Consider the following 18,569-nt stretch of genomic DNA (forward strand, 5'->3'; position numbering starts at 1 on the left):
GATGCAGAGACTATTTGTCGGATTGTTTGTGCTGCTGGCCGCCTGCGCGCCGCGCGGGGGGCTGACTCTCTATCCGCAGGCGGCGGAAACCGTGACTCCCCGCGCAATATACCTCGCCACCACCCGCGGAACCGATGGGCCGGTGGAGGCGGGGGTGCAGATGGGGCGCAGCCGCTCGGCCAGCGTCCGCTACGCCCGCTTTGACATCACCGTGCCGCCCGGGCACCAGCCCGGCACCATCAGCTTTCCCAAACCCGGCCGCGCGCCGGATCCGGCGCAGGATTTTCTGGTCACCGACCGGGTGCTGTTCCCCGGCGCGGCGCCGTTCCGGCAGGATCTGTCGCGGGCGATGGCGGCGAACGGCGGTGACGCCGTGGTCTTTGTGCATGGGTACAATGATACGATGGCCGACGGGCTCTACCGTCTGGCACAGCTGGGGCATGACCTGAAGTTGCCCGGCGTGCTGGTGCATTATTCCTGGCCCTCGCGCGGGCAGGCCTTTGGCTATGCCTATGACCGCGATTCCGCGCTGTTTGCCCGGGATGGGTTCGAAGAGGCGCTGGATCAGCTGGCCGCCGCCGGGGCGAAACGGATCACCTTGGTGGCGCATTCGATGGGCGGCGCGCTGACGATGGAGACGCTGCGGCAGATGGCCATTGCCGGGGATCGGCGGGTGATCAACCGGATCGCGGGCGTCGTCCTCATCTCGCCCGATCTTGATGTGGATGTGTTCCGCGCCCAGGCCAAACGCATCGGCACCCTGCCGCAACCCTTCCTGATTTTCACTTCCCGCCGCGACCGGGCACTGGCGCTGGCAGCGAAACTCTCGGGCGAGACGAACCGGCTGGGCAATCTCGAGGATCTGAGCCGCGTCGCCGATCTCAAGGTAACACTCGTCGAGGTGGGGGCCTATTCCACCGGGGACGGGCATTTCACCCCCGGCAGCTCGCCCGCGCTTCTGGCGCTTCTGGCGCAGGTCAGTGATCTGGACCGGGCTTTGGCGCGGGATCAGGCGGGGCGGACGGGGCTTTTGCCCGGCGTGGTGCTGACGCTGCAGCAGGCGACGCAGGTGGTGATGACGCCCTGAGGCCTCAGCGGATCCGCCGCAGATAGACGTAATAGGCCCCGGTGCCGCCGTGTTTGAGATGCGCGGGCGTCACCTGCAGCACCACCGGCCCGAGGGGCGGCAGATGCAGCCAATGCGGCACCTGATGCCGCAGCACGCCCATCCGCCGGGGGATCGGGCCATCATCCTCGCCGCGCTTGCCCTTTCCGGTGATCACCAGCACCAGCCGTTTGCCCGCATCATGCGCGTTCAGCACAAAGCGGATCAGTTCGGGATGCGCCTCGGCCAGGGTCATGCCGTGCAGGTCGATCCGCGCCTCCGGCTCGATCCGGCCGCGCGTCATCTTCTGATGCGCCTTGTGGTCCATGCGCAGCGGCGCGGCGGCCAAAGCCTCGGCCGGGCTCGGGGCCAGATCGTGCCGCAGGTTTGCGCGCGCCATCTGCCCGATGCGGAAATCGCGCGGCATCGGCTTGGCCAGTGGTTCCGGCTTTTTCGGGCGGGGCTTGGCGGTTTGATCCGGTTCCGGCTCTGGCATGGTGACCGGCCGTGCGGCATGCATCGGTGCCGCCGTATGCGCCACGCGCGACCACAGGTCGCGTTCCTCGGGCGTAAGTTTGCGGCGGCGGCTCATATCAGGGCAGGTCCTCGGGTGGGATGACAGAAGGGGCGGCAGGCAGCAGGACCAGCATCCGCCCCTGCGCCGACAAGGCGCCGGCACGTCTGCCTGCCGCCTCGCCGGTGCCCAAGAAGATATCGCCCCGTGCCGCGCCCTTTATCGCGCTGCCGGTATCTTGTGCAACCATCAGCCGTCCGGGCAGGCCCGGCACCTCCACCCAAACTGGCGCACCGAGCGGGACAAAGGCCGGGTCCACCGCCAGACTGCGCCCCGCCGTCACCGGCCGCCCCATCGCACCCAGGGGGCCGCTCTCCTCGGGCAGGTCCAGCCGCCGGAAAAAGACATAAGAAGGGTTGGTGTTGAGGAACGCCGCGCCACCATCGGGAGAAGCCGCGCACCATTCGCGGATCGCCCCGGCGCTGATCCGGTCGGCGGGCACCTGCCCCGCCGCCACCAGCGCCTTGCCGATCGAAACATAGGCGTGCCCGTTGCGCCCGGCATAGCCCAGCCGCATCCGCCCGCCCTCGGCCAGCATCAGCCGGACCGAACCCTGCACCTGCGCCAGAAACGCCTCCACCGCCGTCTCGACCCAGGCCAGAACCGGCAGGTCACCCCGCGCCAGAATCGCGGCCCGCGTGGCATAGGGAATGCCCGCCTGCCAGCAGGCATCGCTCCAGCCCTCGGGCAGGCCATGCAAAGGATGCGCAAAGCGCGCAGTCCGGGTCAGGGCGGCGGGCAGTTCCGGCTCGTAATAGGCGGTCAGATGCGCGGGGCCGGGATCGGAAACGACAAACGCCGCCTCAAAGAAGCGGCGCGGGTCCGTATCAGCATCGGGGATCGGCGCTTCGGGCCACAGATCGCAGGTTTGGCGGTAGGCGACGAGCGCCGCCGCCGCATCCTCTGCCGCCCAGCCGGGGATATCGGCCAGCCGCGGCACCGGCTCAGGCGCCCGTGGCGACCAGTTGCCAGTTCGGGTCCGGGCTGCCCATCACGCGGGCGAAGGTCCAGACATCGCGCTGTTTGCGGGCGGATTTCGGATCGCCCTCCACCACAGTGCCCGAAGCATCGCGCGCCGAAGAGATCACCTCGCCCACGAAACGCACGGTCAGCTCGGCTTCCCGCGTGCTGGGGTTGAAGCTCGCCTCATTCAGCGCCAGTTCGCGCAGGCCCAGAAACTCCGCCTGCACCACCAGCCCGCGCTCTTCCCGATGCGCAATCACCCCGGCGAAAGCCGCGTGAACTTCGGGCGAGAGAAACGCCTGCACCTTGTCCAGCTCACCGCGTTCAAAGGCCATCAGGATCATCTCATAGGCACCGCGCGCCCCTTGCAGGAAGCCGCCCACGTTGAACGAGGGCTCTGCCCCCTTCATCCCGGCCAGCGCCCGCGCGCTGTCAGAGCCGTCGGGCACATGATCGGTGATGTCACGGTCAGGGCCGCCCTCGATCACCTCAAACCCCTTGCGGGGCGCGGGGGCTGCAACCTCGGCCGGGACCGCGGGCTTTTCAAACCCTTCGCGTGTGCCCAAAACATTCTTCAGCCGCAGGATCAGAAAGATCGCGATTCCGGCAAGAACCAGCAGCTGGATAACGGCATTGGACATTGGTCAGGTTTTCCTCAGGTCTTCGGGCTGGCGGGATTCCACCGGCGGGGGTTGGTACCCTATGCTATCCAACTTATGTAGGGTGCGGGCAGGATCAAGTCCACCTGTCGCGGAAACGGCCCTTTGGGCCGGGAAAGGAGCGCCCATGTGGCTGTTTATCGCATTTCTGGCCGTGCCGGTCATCGAGATTGCCCTGTTCATTCAGGTCGGCGGGCTGATCGGCCTCTGGCCGACGCTGGCCATTGTGGTGCTGACGGCGGTTCTGGGCACCGCTCTGGTGCGACAAGAGGGCGCACGGGCGCTGAATGACCTGCGGGTGGCGATGCGGGATCTGGGCGATCCGACGGCGCCGCTCGCACATGGGGCGATGATCCTGCTGGCGGGGGCGCTCCTGCTCACCCCGGGGTTTTTCACCGACACCTGCGGTCTGCTGTTGCTGATCGCTCCCGTGCGCCGCTGGGTGATGCGCGCGGTGGCGGCCCGCGTGCAGATGGCGCGGTTCGAGATGGGGACCGGCACGGCGCATACGGATTTCTCTGACGCCCGCCCGCCCCGCCCGGGTCAGCCGCCCGAGGTGATTGACGGTGATTTCATCGAAATTACCCCGGAAAACCGGGGAAATCAGGGCCCTTCGGGCTGGACACGGCATTGAGTGACCGGGTTGGCGATGCTACACCATCGGCAACCTGAGGACGGAGAACCTGAATGACCGAAGAAACCAACGGCACCGCCGCCGCCCCGCAACTGAAAATGAGCGTGCTGGCCCAATTCGTGCGCGACCTGTCGTTTGAGAATGTCGTGGCGCAAAAGGGTCTGGCCAATGCCGATGTGCAGCCGGAAATCACCGTGCAGGTCAGCCTTGATGCCCGCAAACGCCCGGCCGAGCACCAATATGAGGTGATCACCAAGTTCAAGGTGACCTCGAAGAACAAATCCGACGGCGTCGCGCTCTTCGTGGTCGAGCTGGATTATGCCGGCATCTTCCAGGTCGAAGGCATCCCGGAAGAGCAGCTGCACCCGTTCCTGCTGATCGAATGCCCGCGCATGCTGTTCCCCTTCGTGCGCCGCATCGTCTCGGATGTGACCCGCGATGGCGGCTTCCCGCCCTATAACCTCGACACCGTGGATTTCGTGGCGCTCTACCGCGCCGAACTCGCCCGCCGCGCTGAAGCGCAGCGCCCGGCTGACGCCCCGGTTTCCTGATCCCCGCGCCGGGCCCCGCCGCGACGGCGGGGGCCCGGCCACTCCCTCTCCCCCCATCCGCGCGATGCCGCGCCGACGGGCCGCTGCGAAGAACCCCCATGTCCGAGATGATCCCCGCCTGGGTTGATGGCACGCTGACCCCGGTGGAAAAGCTGGCGGTGCATCAGCGCGGGCTGCGCCATCGCGCCGTATCGGTCTTTGTGATGCGGGGCAATGCGGTGCTGATCCAGAAACGGGCGGCGGGCAAATACCATTCTCCGGGTCTCTGGGCCAATACCTGCTGCACGCACCCCCTGTGGGAGGAGACACCGCTGGACTGCGCCCAGCGCCGTCTCGCGCAGGAGCTGGGCATCCACGGCCTCGCGCCGCGCCATGTGGGGCAGGTGGAATACCGCGCCGAGGTGGGCAATGGCCTGACCGAACATGAGCTGGTCGAGATTTTCGTGGCCGAGGCGCCCGCCGATCTGCCCCTTGCGCTCAACCCCGCCGAAGTGGCCGAGACGCGCTGGGTCGATCTGGACAGCCTCGCCACAGATGTCGCGCGCGATCCGGCGCGCTACAGCGCCTGGCTTGCCATCTATCTGGCCGATCATCGGGGGCTGATCTTTGCCGCCCCCGATGGGGTTGTGCCGAAGGCTTAATCGATCACCAGTTCCGCCAACAAGGCGCCCCAGCCCGCCCCGTGCATGTCACGGTCGGCGCGGGTGCCCTGCACCACAGGACGCGGCACCGAAAACTTCACCACATTCAGATCGGCGATGTCGAAGCGCTTGACCGTTTGCAAATCGACCCCGAACAGATCCGCCACCCGCGCGGTATCCACACCGGCCACCACGCGCTGAAAAACGTCACTGTTTCCGCAGAAAACATCAATCGTCAGCCAGAACGGCCCGGCGTTTTTCGAGCGGACCTTTTCCGCAATCTCGCCCAGTTCAGCCATGGTTCACCTCCGTCACGTCCAGCCGGAATGCGGCCATCGGGTCCTGCAACTGCAGCACATGGTTCAGGCAAAACTCATAAATCGCCCCGCGATTCATCTCGGCAGGCGAGAAGGGGAAGGCAAAAGTCGGCATCGCCTCTTCAGCTTCGAGCGCATGGTGCAAGAGATAGGGATTGAGGAATTTCGCGATCTCGCCCGCAAGCGCCTCACTCGGGGCGGTGATGATGCCGAGCGCCCCCACCTCCACCGGCAGGGTGCGGCGGGTTTCCAGCGCGCCCAGCGTCGCATCGACGCCGATCAGCCGGATCTCGAGATCATAGTCGATATCGCCCAGCCGCTCTGCCACTTTCGCGCGGGTCTGCGCGATGCAGTCATCGGCCCAACGGCGGGCATTTTCCACATAGCGGCGGTCGCGCAGCAGCGCCAGCGCCACCACTTGATAGCCCGCCACCCGCGCGCCTTCGAGTTTCACGGTGTAATCGCCCGGCACCCAGACCGAGCCTTCAACCCGCACCTGACGCGCGTCCAGCGCCTGATAGCGCGCGGCGGTCACATCCAGATGGCCGCCCGGCTCATAGAGGATGTAGGGGTCGGAGTTTTCATAGAGCATATGCGCCGAAACGGTGAAGGGCGTTGCCCGCGCCTCCTCGCCCAGGGGGGTGAAGGTGAAGCCCGTCGCGTCAAAATCAATCTGGATCGTTCCGGAGGCGGGATGCGTGGTGGCAATCGCGCCGCATTCGCCCACCTTGGCCCCGTGCCAGGCGCCGCCCGCATGATCGCCGCGCGCCAGCGGCAGCGCCGCGATGATCGCCGTGTCGGTGGTGCGCCCGGCAATCACGATATCGGCGCCGGTCGCCAATGCCGCCTGAATTTGCTCTGCCCCCGCCAGCGCCACGATATTGGTGCAGGACAAGAGCAGCTCTTCGGAAATCTCAGGGGCTGCGGGCAAAGCGCGGATCTGCCCCGCCGCCAAAGCCCGTGCCATCTCGGCGCCGTTTTGGCCGGAATAGAGCCGCGCCACCTTGACGCTCTGCCCCAGCTCGGCCGCCAGTTCGACGGTGATGTCATAGAGCCAGTCAACGGCGAGATCGGCACCACAGGTACCCGATGTGCCGATCACCAGAGGTACCCCGGCCTCGGCCCGCGCCCGCATCAGGTCGCGCCATTCCGCCTTGGTCGAGGCGCGGGAATACTTTGACACCCCCCGCCCAAGATAAGAGGGCCCACTGTCCGTGGACCCCCCATCAACCGCGATGATATCCGGCCGGTTGGCCACCCCCAGGGCGAGCGCCGCCCGGTCATATCCAAGGCCCAGCGCCCCGGTCGGTATCAGTACACGTGTCATCAGTCTTCAAGCGCCTCCATCGGAGCTGCCGGTTTTTTCAGGAAACGGCGCAGGAAGAACGGCGCCACAAAGCCGGCAATCGCGGCCACCCACAGCCCGACCGAGATACCACTCGACAGGAGATAGGTCCAATCACCATCCGAGATCACCATCGCGCGGCGCAGGTTGTCCTCCATCTGGTTGCCCAGAAGGATGCCCATGATCACCGGCACGGTCGGCACTTCCAGCTTGCGCAGGAAATAGCCCAGCGCGCCGAAGGCCATCATCATCACCAGGTCAAAATAGCTGCCGGTCAGCGAGTAGATGCCGACAAAGGAGATCATCGTGACGCCCGGCATCAGCACATAGGCCGGCACCTGCAGGATGCGCACAAAGATTTTGACCATCGGGATGTTCATCACCAACAGCACGAAGTTGGCGATCAGGAGCGAGACGATCAGGCCCCAGACCACTTCCGGCTGCTCGGCAAAGAGCGTCGGCCCCGGGGTGATGTTCAGCGTCATCAAGAGCGCCAGCAGCACCGCAGTGGTTCCCGACCCCGGCACGCCCAGCGTCAGCATCGGGATCAGCGCACCGCCTGCGGCCGCGTTGTTCCCGGCCTCAGGCGCCGCCACACCACGCGGATCGCCCTTGCCGAAAAAGCCCTTGGGCCCGGCAATGCCTTTTTCCGTCGTATAGGCGAGGAACGAGCCCAGCGAGGCGCCCGCGCCCGGCAGAATGCCCGCGATAAAGCCGATGACCGAGGAACGCAGCATCACGCCCGAGGTGGCGATCAGATCCTTGACCGGCAGCGTCACTTTCTCAAGTTTCACGCCAATCGCGCTGTCTTTGCCGTGGCTTTCGATAAAGGAGAAAACCTCGGTGATGGCGAAAAGACCGACGATGGCGACCAGAAAGTCGACGCCGTCATTCAGGTGCATGTTGCCGCCGGTAAAGCGCGGCATGCCGGAGGTATTGTCGAGGCCGATCATCGCAATGCCCAGACCGATCACCGCGCCCAGCGCCGCTTTCGCCTGGTTCTTGGAACCGACGCCGCCGAGGGTGGTGAAGGCCAGCAGATAAAGCGCGAAATATTCGGCCGGGCCAAAGAGATAGGCGATGCGCGCGACGAGCGGTGCCACCAACATCAGGCCGATGGTGGCAAACAGCGCACCGACAAAGCTGGCCACGCCGGAAATCACCAGCGCATCGCCCGCGCGGCCCTGTTTCGCCATCGGATAGCCGTCGAGCGTGGTCATCAGCGCCGGCTCATCGCCGGGGATGTTCAGCAGGATCGAGGAGATCCGCCCGCCATACATCGCGCCGTAATAGACCGAGGTCAGCAGCACGAGCGCCGAGGTCGCATCCAGCCCCAGCGTGAAGGCCAGCGGGATCAGGATCGCCACGCCATTCGACGGCCCGAGGCCGGGCAGCGCGCCGATGATCGTGCCGAGGAAACAGCCGATGACCGAGAGCATCAGCGTGAAGGGATTGACCGCCACCGAAAAACCGAGGGCGAGGTTGTGCAAAAGTTCCATGATGAGGGTCCCTTAACCGAGCAGAGCGCGGGGCAGGGCAACCAGCCCGAGACCCAGCCCGAATTTAAACAGGGCGAACAAACCCACCGACAGACCGATGCCGGAGAACACCGCCGTCTGCACGCGCGGCGCGATCTGATAGCTGACGATCCCCGCCGCAAGCGCGGTGGGCAACAGGAAACCAAAGGGTTTCAGCGCATAGGCATAGGCAATCAGCACCACCAGCGCGACACCCATATGCAGGAAGGTCGGCAGGTCGGGCCAGGACGGTTCCTCATCGGGTTTCAGGATAATCATGATGCCGCAGAGAACCCCGACCGCTCCGATGATGATCGGAAAGATCTTCGAGCCCACGGGATCGGACAAAAAGCTGGTCTGAATCTGTGTGGCACTGACGATATACGCCAGTGCCACCAGAGCCACGACCAGACCGAAGATCCGGTCGGATTTCATTATTGGATAACCCCGATTTCTTTCGACATTTCAGTGGTTTGAGCCACAACGCCGTTGACCCATTCCTGGAAATCATCGCCGACCAGCGTAAAGGACGCCAGACCGTTCGATTCCATCACGGCCTGCCATTCGGCGCTGTCAGCCACTGCTTGCAGACGGCTCGCCCAAAGATTGAACGCATCGTCCGAGATGTCTTTGGGCACATAGAGGCCGCGCCAGTTGACGGCTTCAACGTCATAACCCTGCTCTTTTGCGGTCGGGATATCAAAGCCCGGGATCCGCTCAGACGACAGCACCGCCAAGGCCCGCACTTCACCCGATTTGATGAAGCCGATGGTTTCCGACATGTCGCCGGTCATCGCCTGGGTGTGGCCACCGATGGTTTGGGTGATCGCATCCGCGCCACCGTCGACGCCGATGTATTTCACCTTGCGGATGTCGGTGAAGCCCGCAGCTTTCAGCACTTGCAGCGGCTTCATGTGGTCAAAACCACCGGCAGCCGAACCGCCTGCGAAGGTGACCGAGCCCGGATCGGCCTTGATCGCCTCAACCAGATCCTTCAGCGTCATATAGGGGCTGTCTTTCGCCACAACGATGACACCCGGGTCGCCTGCAATGGCGCCCACGAAACGCACTTGGTCAGCGGTTGCGCCACCAAAGGCGTTCTGCGCCAGACGGGTGGTGGTTGCCGAGGAGGCCGCCACGATGAGGTCTTCGTCGCTGGAGCGCTCGTTCACCACATAGGAGTAGGCCAGACCGCCACCGGCGCCTGCCATGTTGGTCACCTGAACCGGCGCCGCCACCAGCTTCTCATCGAACAGCAGCTTGCCGATCTGACGGCACGTGAAGTCCCAGCCGCCGCCCGCATTTGCCGGCGCGATGCATTCGGTCGCCCAAGCGCCCTGAGCCGCGGTCACAGCCAGCACGGCGCTGGTGCCCAGCGCCTTCAGAAGGGTGATTTTCATTGGTGTCCTCCCAGACATTTATGTGCCGGTAAAACCGCGCCGCCGATGGCCCGGTCCTCCCTTGCAGAAGCCAACGATTCGGGGGAAACCTGACAGCAACCTGTCACGGGGTCACATATTCGCGAGGAGAGGGCTGGAACATGCGCTATCTGATGGTTGAGGACAGCGATGAACTGGCCCGCTCGGTCGCTGACAGGCTGCGCCTTGATGGCCATGCGGTGGACCGCGCCTGCAGCCTGTCTGAGGCCGAAGATTGTCTGGGCGTTGCCCCTTATGATCTGATATTGCTTGATCTTTCACTGCCTGATGGGGACGGGCGTGATTTTTTGATCGCCCAGCGCCGGGCGCGGCGCGATGTGCCGATCATCGTGATGACCGCGCGGGCGGGGGTGGCAGACCGGGTCGATGTGCTCGATCTGGGGGCCGATGATTATGTCACCAAACCCTTCGATTTTGCGGAATTGGAGGCCCGGTGCCGCGCGGTTTTGCGCCGGCGCGGCGGTGCGACTCAGACCGTGCAGCGATTCGCTGACGTCACCTTCAACCCCTTGTCCGCGCAATTGACCGTGGGCGAGGAGGCGCGCGAGCTGCGCAACCGCGAGCTGCGGCTGCTGGAAATCCTGCTCGCGGCACCCGAGCGGATCTTTTCCAAGGCCCAGCTCTGCGACCGGTTGTTCTCCTATGCGGAATCCGTGACCGACAATGCGATCGAGGTCTACGTCGGCCGCCTGCGCAAAAAGCTGGAGGGCAGCCGGGTGCGGATCGAGACGGTGCGCGGCATGGGCTACCGGCTGACCGCGGCATGAGACGGTCTTTGGCCCGCCAGACCCCGCTCTCACTGCGGCGGCGGCTGATGCTGCAATTGCTGGCGCTGGCGGCGGTGCTGGCCATCCTGCTTTATATCATCGTGCGCACCGTGGCGGGCGATGCCGCGCGCGAGACGCTGGATGGGGTGCTGGGCGCCGCCACGCTGGCCATTGCCGATGAGCTGCGCGGCGGCGATGGCGGGCTGACCATCGACTTGCCGCATGAAGCCTTTGCCATCCTCGGCTCGATCTCGGAGGACCGGATCTTTTACCGCATCCTGACCCAAGGCGGCACGCTGACCGGCTATGATGACCTGCCGCCACCGCCGGAGGAGGCCGGGCGCGCCGGATTGAGCCAGCCCTATTTCTACACCCTGCCCTACCGTGACACCGAGGTGCGCATTGCCGCCCTTCAACGCACGGTCCTGGTGCAGGACCGCCCGATGCCGGTGACGGTGATGGTGGCGCAGACCCGCTCGGGGCAAGAGGCGGTGGCGGCGCAGGTGGCGAACCGCGCGGCCGCCCTGGGCCTCGGGGTTTTCGTGCTGGCGGCGGTATTGTCGCTGATCACCACCAGCTCGGCCTTGCGCCCGATCGACAGGCTGGCCGAGGCTGTCGGGCGGCGCGGGCCGCGCGATCTGCGGGCGGTGGATCACCCGACCCCGGCAGAGCTGGTGCCGCTGGTGCTGGCGCTGAATGGCTTTATCGCACGGCTGCGCGCGGCGCTCAGCCGGACCGAGACCTTCATCACCGAGGCCGCGCATCACATCCGCACACCGCTGGCCACCGTGCGGGCGCGGGCCGAGATCGCGCTGCGCCGCGCCGAAACCGAAGAGGCGCGCGAGACATTGCGCGCGGTGATCCGGGCGGTGGAGGAAAGCGCGCGCTCGGCCAGTCAGCTTCTCGATCACGCGACGGTCGTCTACCGCACCGACCGGCAGGCCCGCGCGCCGGTGGATCTGCCCGCGCTTCTGGCCGGGCTGGAACGCAGCTTTGGCCCCACCGCCGAGCTGAAAGATCTGACGCTGATCACCCGGGCCGAGGCCCTGCCCCCGATCCCCGGCGACCGGCTGCTGATCGAGGCGGCGCTGCGCAATCTGATGGACAATGCGGTGAAATATTCGCCGCCCGAAAGTGACATCACCCTCTCGCTGACCACGGAAAACGAAATGGCCTGCGTCAGCGTGCGCGACCGCGGCCGGGGCCTGTCGGGCAGCGATCAATCGTCTCTGACACGGCGTTTTGGCCGCGGCGAGAATGTCGGCGACATCGTCGGCTCCGGTCTCGGGCTGACCATCGTCGAGGAAGTCGCCGCCGCGCATGGCGGCCGCTTCAGCATCGAAGAACGTGAAGGAGGTGGCACATGCGCCGCGCTTTATTTGCCCTTGGTCTGATCCTCGGGCTGGCGGCCCTTGGCTTTGGCCCGGCCCTTGGCTTTGGTATCGAGGAAGACACAAGCTTTCCGGCGCTCGGCCCGGTGGTGCAGGGCGAAGTGGCGATCATCTCCACCACCGATACCCAGGTTCTGACCCCGGCGATCCTGGCGTTTCAGGCCCGCAATCCCGGGCTTTCGGTGCGCTACACCGTGGCCAACAGCCTGCAGGTCTTTGCCGCGATCAATGATGAGAACGCCCCCTATGATCTGGTGATCTCCACCGCGATGGATCTGCAGATGAAGCTGGCCAATGACGGTCTGGCGCAGCCCTTTTACAGCGCGCTGACCGGGGCGCTGCCCGCCTGGGCGCGCTGGCAGGACCGGCTGTTCGCCTTTGCGCAAGAGCCGGTGGTGATGCTGGTGTCGCGCAAGGCGTTGCAGGGGCTGCCGCTGCCGCAGACCCGCCGCGATCTGACGCAGCTCTTGCGCGATCACCCGGAGCGGTTCGACGGCCGCATCGCCACCTATGACCCCGCGATCTCCGGCGTGGGCTATCTTTTTGACACGCAGGATGCCCGCCTCTCTGACACATTCTGGCGGCTGGCCGAGGTGATGGGCGGGCTGTCACCGCGGCTCTTCGACAGCTCGAACGCGATGATCGACGCGGTGCAATCGGGCGAGCTGGTTCTGGCCTATAACGTGCTGGGCAGCTATGCCGCGCCCCGGGTGCAATCCGACCCCGATGTGGCGATCATCGAGCTTCAGGACCACACGCTGACCCTGCTGCGCACCGGGTTGATCCCGCGCGCCGCGCCGCATCCGGAGCGGGGCGGCGCCTTTCTCGACTTTTTGCTCAGCCCGGAGGGGCGCAGCCTGATCAGCGCGCAGGCCGGGCTGCCGCCGATTGATGCCGCCGCCCTCGCCGCGCAGCCGCATCTGCGGCCGATCCGGCTGGATTCCGGCCTGCTGGTCTATCTGGATGCCTTGAAACGCAAGGCATTTCTGGAAGAATGGCGGGCGGCGGTGATTCAGCCCTGACCCCGCGGCGGCGGCGGGGCCACGACCGGCGAAATTCCCCGCTTTTTCCGATGCAAGGCTGGCCAGACCGGCGGTTTCCTGCAAAAGTCAGAGGGAATTATTCGGGGTCAGCCATGACGCGCCATTTGTTTGAAACTTCCCGCCGTGCACTGGCACCTTTTGCGCTGATGATCGCCCTTGGGAGCGGCCCCGTGCTGGCCCTCGACGCCTATCAGTTCGACACACCCGGCGCCGATGAGGCGCTGCGCAACGCGTTGCTCTCCGCCTCGCTCTCTGACAGCGAAGGCAAGGCCAGCACCGACGCACAAGAGATCTTTGCCGCCGCCCGCGCCGATTACGCCCGCATTCTCGGGGCGCTCTACGCCGAAGGGTATTACAGCGGCACCATCAACATTCTGGTGAACGGGCGCGAGGCGGCAGCGATTGCGCCGCTGGATATTCCCGGCAAGATCAGCAGCCTTGCCATCACCGTGACACCCGGCCCGCAATCGACCTTTTCACGGGCCTCGATCGCCCCGCTGGCCCCGAAGACCGAACTGCCCGAAGGATTTGCCATCGGCAAGACCGCCCGCAGCACGGTGATCCGCGAAGCGGCGACCGTGGGCGTGGATGCCTGGCGCGAGGCGGGCCATGCCAAGGCCGATATTGCCAGCCAGAAGATCATCGCCGATCACCGCAGCAACACGCTCGACACCGCGATCACACTGGCGCCCGGACCTGAATTGCGGTTCGGCACCCTGAAACTTGAGGGATATGAGCGGCTGCGCCCCGCGCGGCTGGAGCAGATCGCCGGCTTTCCCACGGGCGAGGTCTATTCGCCCGAAAAGCTGGATGTGGTGCGCAAGCGTCTGCGCAAAACCGAGATTTTCAGCTCGATCACGCTGACCGAGGCCGAGACCCCCAATCCCGATGGCACGCTCGACATGACGCTGAACGTGGTGGAGCAACCGCGCCGCCGCTACAGTTTCGGGGCGGAACTGGACAGCATGGACGGGCTGAACCTGAACGGCTACTGGCTGCACCGCAACCTGCGGGGCCGGGCGGAAAGGCTGAAAATCTACGGCGAGGTCAACGGCATCGGCGGCAGCACCGGCGGCATTGATTACAAGCTGGGGACACGGGTTGACCGCCCGGCGACGCTGGGCCCCGACACCTCGGGCTATGTTTTTGCCGAAGGCATCCGTCTGGATGAAAAGGACTATACCGCCACCGGTTACGAAATCGGCTTTGGTCTGACGCGTGAATTCAGCGACAAGCTGAGCGCCGAGGTGGGCCTCGATTACAAGTTCATCAAGGCCGATTTTGGCTTTGCGACCTTTGATTACAAAGTGTTGGCCTTGCCGATCTCGGCGACATTCGATGACCGCGACGACAAGCTGGATGCCCATAACGGCTATTACCTCTCCGGCACGGTGACGCCCTATTACGGCATCGGCCTGGCCGAAAGCGGGGCGCAGGTCAAAGGCGATGCCCGTGCCTATCGCGGTTTTGCCGATGACCGCTTTGTCATCGCCGCGCGCGGGCAACTTGGCGCCGTGCGCGGCTCAACCATCGACACCACGCCCAGCGACTATCTGTTCTACTCGGGCGGCGGCGGCACTGTGCGGGGGCAGCCCTATCAATCCCTCGGGGTGAATGTGCTAAACGGCGGCGCGCAGGGCTCGGGCGGCACCAGCTTTGCCGCCATGTCGCTGGAACTGCGGGCGATGGTCACCAAAAGCATCGGCGTGGTCGGCTTTTATGATGCGGGTTTCGTCTCGGATGACGGGTTCTTTGGCGATGATGGCGACAGCCATGCCGGGGCCGGGATCGGCCTGCGCTACAAAACCGCCATCGGCCCGATCCGCTTTGACGTCGCGACCCCCGTCTCGGGAACCACCGGCGACGGCGTGCAATTCTACCTTGGGATCGGACAGGCCTTTTGATGCGCAAACTTCTTTTGACGCTGCCGTTTCTGACGCTGGCTCCCCTGCTGGCACCGGTTTTGCTGCCGCAGATGCTGCGGGCGCAGGACGCCCCCGTCGCCGAAACCACGCCCGAGGCCGCACCAACCGCCGATGCCGCCGAGCAGGCGCGCGACCGTTCCTATCTGACGGGCCTGATCGAGGATAACCTTTCCGGCGAGGGCATGACGGTGCGGCTGGATGGCTTTGCCGGGGCGCTGTCCTCGCGCGCAACCTTTGACAGCCTGACAATTGCCGATGACAACGGCGTCTGGCTGACCATTCTCGACGGCGCGATCAGCTGGAACCGCAGCGCCCTCTTGCGCGGGCGGTTGGAGATTGCGGAACTCAGCGCGCGCGAGGTGGATCTGCCGCGCACCCCCGCCAGCGCCGCGAGCGACATCACCGCCAGCCCGGAGGCGAAACCGTTTTCGCTGCCCGATCTGCCGGTCTCGGTGAAAATCGAGAAATTCGAGATCAAGAAGGCCGTGCTGGGCGAGGCGCTTCTGGGCGAGGCCGCCAGTCTGAGCCTTTCGGGCGCGCTGGATCTGGCGAATGGCGAAGGGCATGCCGAACTCTCGGCGGAACGGGTGGATGCGAAACAGGGCACTGTCTCGCTGACGGCAAGCTATGCCAATGCCACGCAGGTGCTGGGCATCGACCTTCTGGTGTCGGAGGGGAAAGACGGGATTGCCGCGCATCTGATCGGCCTGCCCGGCTATCCCGCCCTGTCTTTGGCCGCGAGCGGCACCGGGCAGATCAAGGATTTCGCCGCCGATATTCAGCTGAGCACCGATGGCCGCCCGCGCCTGTCGGGCAAAGTGACGCTGAAAGAGGCCGCCGCCGAGGTGGACCCGGCCACAACCACCACCGACAGCACCGCAACGCCCGCCCCGACCGCGCTGAATTTCACCGCCGATCTCGGCGGCGATATCAGCCCGCTGTTGCCGGCGGAATATCAGACCTTCTTCGGCAATTCGGTCAAACTGAAGGTGCAGGGCAGCCGCACGGCCGCGGGCGGGCTCAGCCTGCCGGTGCTCTCCATCGACAGCGCCGCGCTGGATCTGACCGGCGCGGTCGAGCTGAATGCCGACAATCTGCCGCAAAGCGCCGATCTGCAGCTCAGCATCGGGCTGCCCGATGCCACCGAAGTGCTGCTGCCGGTCGCGGGCAGCTACAACTGGATCCGCCATGCCGAGCTGAAACTGCTCTATGGCCGCGGCACCTCGGACAACTGGTCGCTGGATGGCCGTGTCACCGGGTTCCGCTCGGCCACGGCCAAGATGCTCTCGCTGAAACTGGCCGGGTCGGGGCAGTTGCGGCAGGGCGTCGGCCTGCCCGCCGCGCTTGGCGGCATTCTCGACGTGACCGCCAGCGGTCTGGAAATGAGCGACAAGGGCCTGGATGAAGCCTTGGGCGCCTTTGCCACCGCACGGGGGAATTTCAGCTGGCAGGAAGGCGAAGACCTGCGGCTGAGCAAGCTGACGCTGATCGGTCAGGGCTATGCGCTGAACGGCAAGCTGGCGCTGGGAGGGCTGACCGAAGGCTTTGACCTCTCGGGCGATGCCAATGTCACGCTGAACAATCTGGCGCAATTCTCCACCCTGGCCGGACGGCAGCTGGCGGGCAAAGCCGAAGGCCGGATCGAGGGCAGCGCCAATCTGCTGGGCGGCGCCTTTGACGTGATCGCCCGTGTGCAGGGCAATGACATCACGGTGGAGCAGCCGCAGCTCGACCGGCTGCTCTCGGGTCAGACCAACATCATTGCCTCGGCCAAGCGCGATGAGACGGGGGTGACCCTGCGTGATTTCACCGTGACCGCGCCGGGCCTCTCGGTGGCGGCCAAGGGGCGGCTGGACAGCGCTTCGGTCAACCTGACCGCCGATGCCAGTTTTGACGATCTCTCGCGGCTCGACCCCGCCTATCGCGGCGGGCTGACGGCAGAGGCGAAAGTGACCACCGAGAATGGCGCAACGTTGGCCACGGTCACCGGCACGGGCCGCAGCCTCGCGCTCGGTCAGCCCGAGCTGGACCGTCTGCTGGCGGGCACCAGTGATCTGCAAATCGCGGTGGAGCAACGTGGCGAGGCCATCACGCTCAAGAATTTCTCGATCGGCAACCCGCAGCTGAGCGCCAAAGCCTCGGGCGATCTGACCGAGGGCGCGCGCAATCTGACGCTGGAGGCGCGGCTGGCCAATGCGGCGCTTCTGGCCCCCGGTTTCCCGGGGCCGGTGACCGTTTCAGGCAATGTGGCGCAAAACGGCAGCGGCTACGGCGTTGATGTACAAGGCGCCGGGCCGGGCGGCACGCAGGCCAAGGTCAGCGGCACCGTCGCAGGCGATTTCGCCACCGCCAATCTCAAAATCACCGGCAGCGCCGAGACCTCGCTCGCCAATGCGTTCATCGCGCCGCGCTCGGTGCAGGGGCCGCTCAGCTTTGATCTGGCGCTGAACGGCGCGCCGGGGCTGGCGGCGCTCTCGGGGAAAATCTCGACCCGCAATGCGCGCCTCGTGGCGCCGACGCTTGGCCTCAGCCTCGACAATGTCACGCTGGACGCCAACCTCTCGGGCGGGCGGGCACAATTGTCGCTGGGCGGCGCGCTCAGCAGTGGCGGCACACTGGACATCAGCGGACCGGTGAGCCTGTCGGGGAATTATGCCGCCGATCTGGTGGCGAAACTCAATCAGCTGCGGCTGCGCGACCCCGAGCTCTATGACACCCGGATTTCCGGGCAGCTGACGGTCAACGGCGCTCTTATGGGCGGTGCCCGGATCGGCGGCGCGCTGACGCTGCAAGACACCGAAATCCGCGTGCCCTCGACCGGACTTGGCGGCGCGGCGGAGATTCCCGAGATGACGCATGTGGCCGAAACCGCCGCCGGACGCGCCACCCGCGCCCGAGCCGGCCTGTTGGGCGGCGACAGCGGCAGCGGCAGCGGCGCCAGCGGGCCGGACTATCCGCTCGACATTTCCATTGCGGCGCCCCGGATTTTCGTGCGCGGCCGGGGGCTGGATGCCGAACTAGGCGGCACCCTGCGGCTGGGGGGCAGCACCGCCAATGTGGTGCCGATCGGCAAGTTCAATCTGGTGCGCGGGCGTCTGGATATCCTGTCCAAACGCTTCACGCTGGACGAGGGCGAAGTGGCGCTGCAAGGCGCGCTGGTGCCCTGGATCCATTTCAGCGCCTCGAGCACGAGTGACGGCTATACCAGCACGATCCTGATCGAGGGCGATGCCTCGGCACCGGAACTGTCCTTCAGCTCCAACCCGGAACTGCCGCAGGAAGAGGTGCTGTCGCATCTGCTGTTCGGGCATGATCTGACCTCGCTGTCACCACTGCAGGCGGCGCAGCTTGCGTCGGCCGTGGCGACTTTGGCAGGCAAGAGCGGCGAAGGCATCGTTTCCAAGCTGCGGCAGAACTTCGGGCTGGATGACCTCGACATCGGCACGGATGACAACGGCAATGCGACGTTGAAAATCGGCAAGTACCTGTCCGAGAACGTCTATACCGACGTGACCGTCGGCAGTGAGGGGCAGACGGAGATCAACCTGAACCTCGACATCTCCAAATCGATCAAGGCCCGGGGCACGGTGGCCGATGATGGCTCGACCGGGATCGGGATCTATCTGGAAAAGGACTACTAGGCCCGTTTGGCCCGCGTCCGGATGACCGCAAAAAAGGCCCCCGTCCGCAGCCGGATC

At 65.6% G+C, this 18,569-nt stretch carries 17 protein-coding genes; 9 read left to right on the forward strand and 8 right to left on the reverse strand.

What is annotated here, in order from left to right; translation table 11 throughout:
- The first annotated feature begins 1 nt into the window (after position 1).
- A complete protein-coding gene (locus ACEN2S_RS02745) occupies positions 2 to 1,087 on the forward strand; it encodes an alpha/beta hydrolase (RefSeq protein WP_441862078.1) in 1,086 nt (361 codons plus the stop codon).
- A gap of 4 nt (positions 1,088 to 1,091) precedes the next feature.
- On the opposite strand, the gene ACEN2S_RS02750 is transcribed toward ACEN2S_RS02745, so the two are convergent.
- Genes ACEN2S_RS02750 through ACEN2S_RS02760 form a run of 3 tightly spaced genes read right to left on the reverse strand, consistent with a single transcriptional unit; the run spans position 1,092 to position 3,283 of the window.
- Positions 1,092 to 1,697, reverse strand: coding sequence for a Smr/MutS family protein (locus tag ACEN2S_RS02750; protein WP_441862080.1), 606 nt, complete (start codon positions 1,695 to 1,697; stop codon positions 1,092 to 1,094).
- Between the two features lies 1 nt (position 1,698).
- Positions 1,699 to 2,619, reverse strand: a complete 921-nt coding sequence (locus ACEN2S_RS02755) for an MltA domain-containing protein (RefSeq protein ID WP_441862083.1) — start codon at positions 2,617 to 2,619, stop codon at positions 1,699 to 1,701.
- A gap of 4 nt (positions 2,620 to 2,623) precedes the next feature.
- Entirely contained in the window at positions 2,624 to 3,283 is a 660-nt protein-coding gene (locus tag ACEN2S_RS02760; RefSeq protein WP_441862085.1) for a Tim44/TimA family putative adaptor protein, read from the reverse strand.
- Between the two features lie 145 nt (positions 3,284 to 3,428).
- Here ACEN2S_RS02760 and ACEN2S_RS02765 point away from each other — a divergent pair, with 145 nt between their 5' ends.
- The 3 genes from ACEN2S_RS02765 (at position 3,429) to idi (ending at position 5,127) form a co-directional block, all read left to right on the forward strand.
- On the forward strand, positions 3,429 to 3,935 hold the full coding sequence (locus ACEN2S_RS02765) for an FxsA family protein (RefSeq protein WP_441862088.1): 507 nt from the start codon (positions 3,429 to 3,431) through the stop codon (positions 3,933 to 3,935).
- Positions 3,936 to 3,988: 53 nt separating this feature from the next.
- A complete protein-coding gene (gene secB / locus ACEN2S_RS02770) occupies positions 3,989 to 4,486 on the forward strand; it encodes a protein-export chaperone SecB (RefSeq protein ID WP_441862089.1) in 498 nt (165 codons plus the stop codon).
- A 98-nt stretch (positions 4,487 to 4,584) separates the two neighbouring features.
- Positions 4,585 to 5,127, forward strand: a complete 543-nt coding sequence (idi, locus tag ACEN2S_RS02775) for an isopentenyl-diphosphate Delta-isomerase (protein ID WP_441862091.1) — start codon at positions 4,585 to 4,587, stop codon at positions 5,125 to 5,127.
- On the opposite strand, the gene ACEN2S_RS02780 is transcribed toward idi, so the two are convergent.
- Genes ACEN2S_RS02780 through ACEN2S_RS02800 form a run of 5 tightly spaced genes read right to left on the reverse strand, consistent with a single transcriptional unit; the run spans position 5,124 to position 9,706 of the window.
- The gene (locus tag ACEN2S_RS02780) at positions 5,124 to 5,426 is read right to left on the reverse strand and encodes a DUF4387 family protein (RefSeq protein ID WP_441862094.1); all 303 of its coding nucleotides are present in this window, start codon (positions 5,424 to 5,426) and stop codon (positions 5,124 to 5,126) included. The two genes, idi and ACEN2S_RS02780, sit on opposite strands and share 4 nt — an antisense overlap.
- On the reverse strand, positions 5,419 to 6,771 hold the full coding sequence (locus ACEN2S_RS02785) for an acyclic terpene utilization AtuA family protein (protein WP_441862096.1): 1,353 nt from the start codon (positions 6,769 to 6,771) through the stop codon (positions 5,419 to 5,421). Before ACEN2S_RS02785 ends, ACEN2S_RS02780 begins: the two co-directional genes overlap by 8 nt.
- Positions 6,771 to 8,288 (reverse strand): tripartite tricarboxylate transporter permease, encoded by a 1,518-nt coding sequence (locus tag ACEN2S_RS02790; protein ID WP_441862098.1) that lies wholly within the window; start codon positions 8,286 to 8,288, stop codon positions 6,771 to 6,773. Before ACEN2S_RS02790 ends, ACEN2S_RS02785 begins: the two co-directional genes overlap by 1 nt.
- Positions 8,289 to 8,300: 12 nt before the next feature.
- On the reverse strand, positions 8,301 to 8,741 hold the full coding sequence (locus tag ACEN2S_RS02795; RefSeq protein WP_441862101.1) for a tripartite tricarboxylate transporter TctB family protein: 441 nt from the start codon (positions 8,739 to 8,741) through the stop codon (positions 8,301 to 8,303).
- On the reverse strand, positions 8,741 to 9,706 hold the full coding sequence (locus tag ACEN2S_RS02800) for a Bug family tripartite tricarboxylate transporter substrate binding protein (RefSeq protein ID WP_441862103.1): 966 nt from the start codon (positions 9,704 to 9,706) through the stop codon (positions 8,741 to 8,743). Before ACEN2S_RS02800 ends, ACEN2S_RS02795 begins: the two co-directional genes overlap by 1 nt.
- Before the next feature lie 140 nt (positions 9,707 to 9,846).
- On the opposite strand from ACEN2S_RS02800, the gene ACEN2S_RS02805 reads away from it, so the two are divergent.
- From ACEN2S_RS02805 to ACEN2S_RS02825, 5 genes are all read left to right on the forward strand, one after another.
- Positions 9,847 to 10,512, forward strand: coding sequence for a response regulator transcription factor (locus tag ACEN2S_RS02805; protein ID WP_441862104.1), 666 nt, complete (start codon positions 9,847 to 9,849; stop codon positions 10,510 to 10,512).
- 8 nt (positions 10,513 to 10,520) lie between these two features.
- Entirely contained in the window at positions 10,521 to 11,906 is a 1,386-nt protein-coding gene (locus ACEN2S_RS02810; RefSeq protein ID WP_441862106.1) for a sensor histidine kinase, read from the forward strand.
- Positions 11,876 to 12,925 carry an ABC transporter substrate-binding protein gene (locus tag ACEN2S_RS02815; protein ID WP_441862109.1) on the forward strand — a complete coding sequence of 350 codons (1,050 nt, stop codon included), beginning with the start codon at positions 11,876 to 11,878 and terminating at the stop codon, positions 12,923 to 12,925. The genes ACEN2S_RS02810 and ACEN2S_RS02815 overlap by 31 nt, the downstream gene beginning before the upstream one ends.
- A gap of 113 nt (positions 12,926 to 13,038) precedes the next feature.
- Positions 13,039 to 14,850 (forward strand): autotransporter assembly complex protein TamA, encoded by a 1,812-nt coding sequence (locus tag ACEN2S_RS02820; RefSeq protein ID WP_441862111.1) that lies wholly within the window; start codon positions 13,039 to 13,041, stop codon positions 14,848 to 14,850.
- A complete protein-coding gene (locus ACEN2S_RS02825; RefSeq protein WP_441862113.1) occupies positions 14,850 to 18,512 on the forward strand; it encodes a translocation/assembly module TamB domain-containing protein in 3,663 nt (1,220 codons plus the stop codon). Before ACEN2S_RS02820 ends, ACEN2S_RS02825 begins: the two co-directional genes overlap by 1 nt.
- Positions 18,513 to 18,569: the final 57 nt, after the last annotated feature.

Origin of the sequence: Phaeovulum sp. W22_SRMD_FR3 (assembly GCF_052113705.1) — a bacterium.
In the GTDB taxonomy this organism is placed as follows: Bacteria; Pseudomonadota; Alphaproteobacteria; order Rhodobacterales; family Rhodobacteraceae; genus JBGQOG01.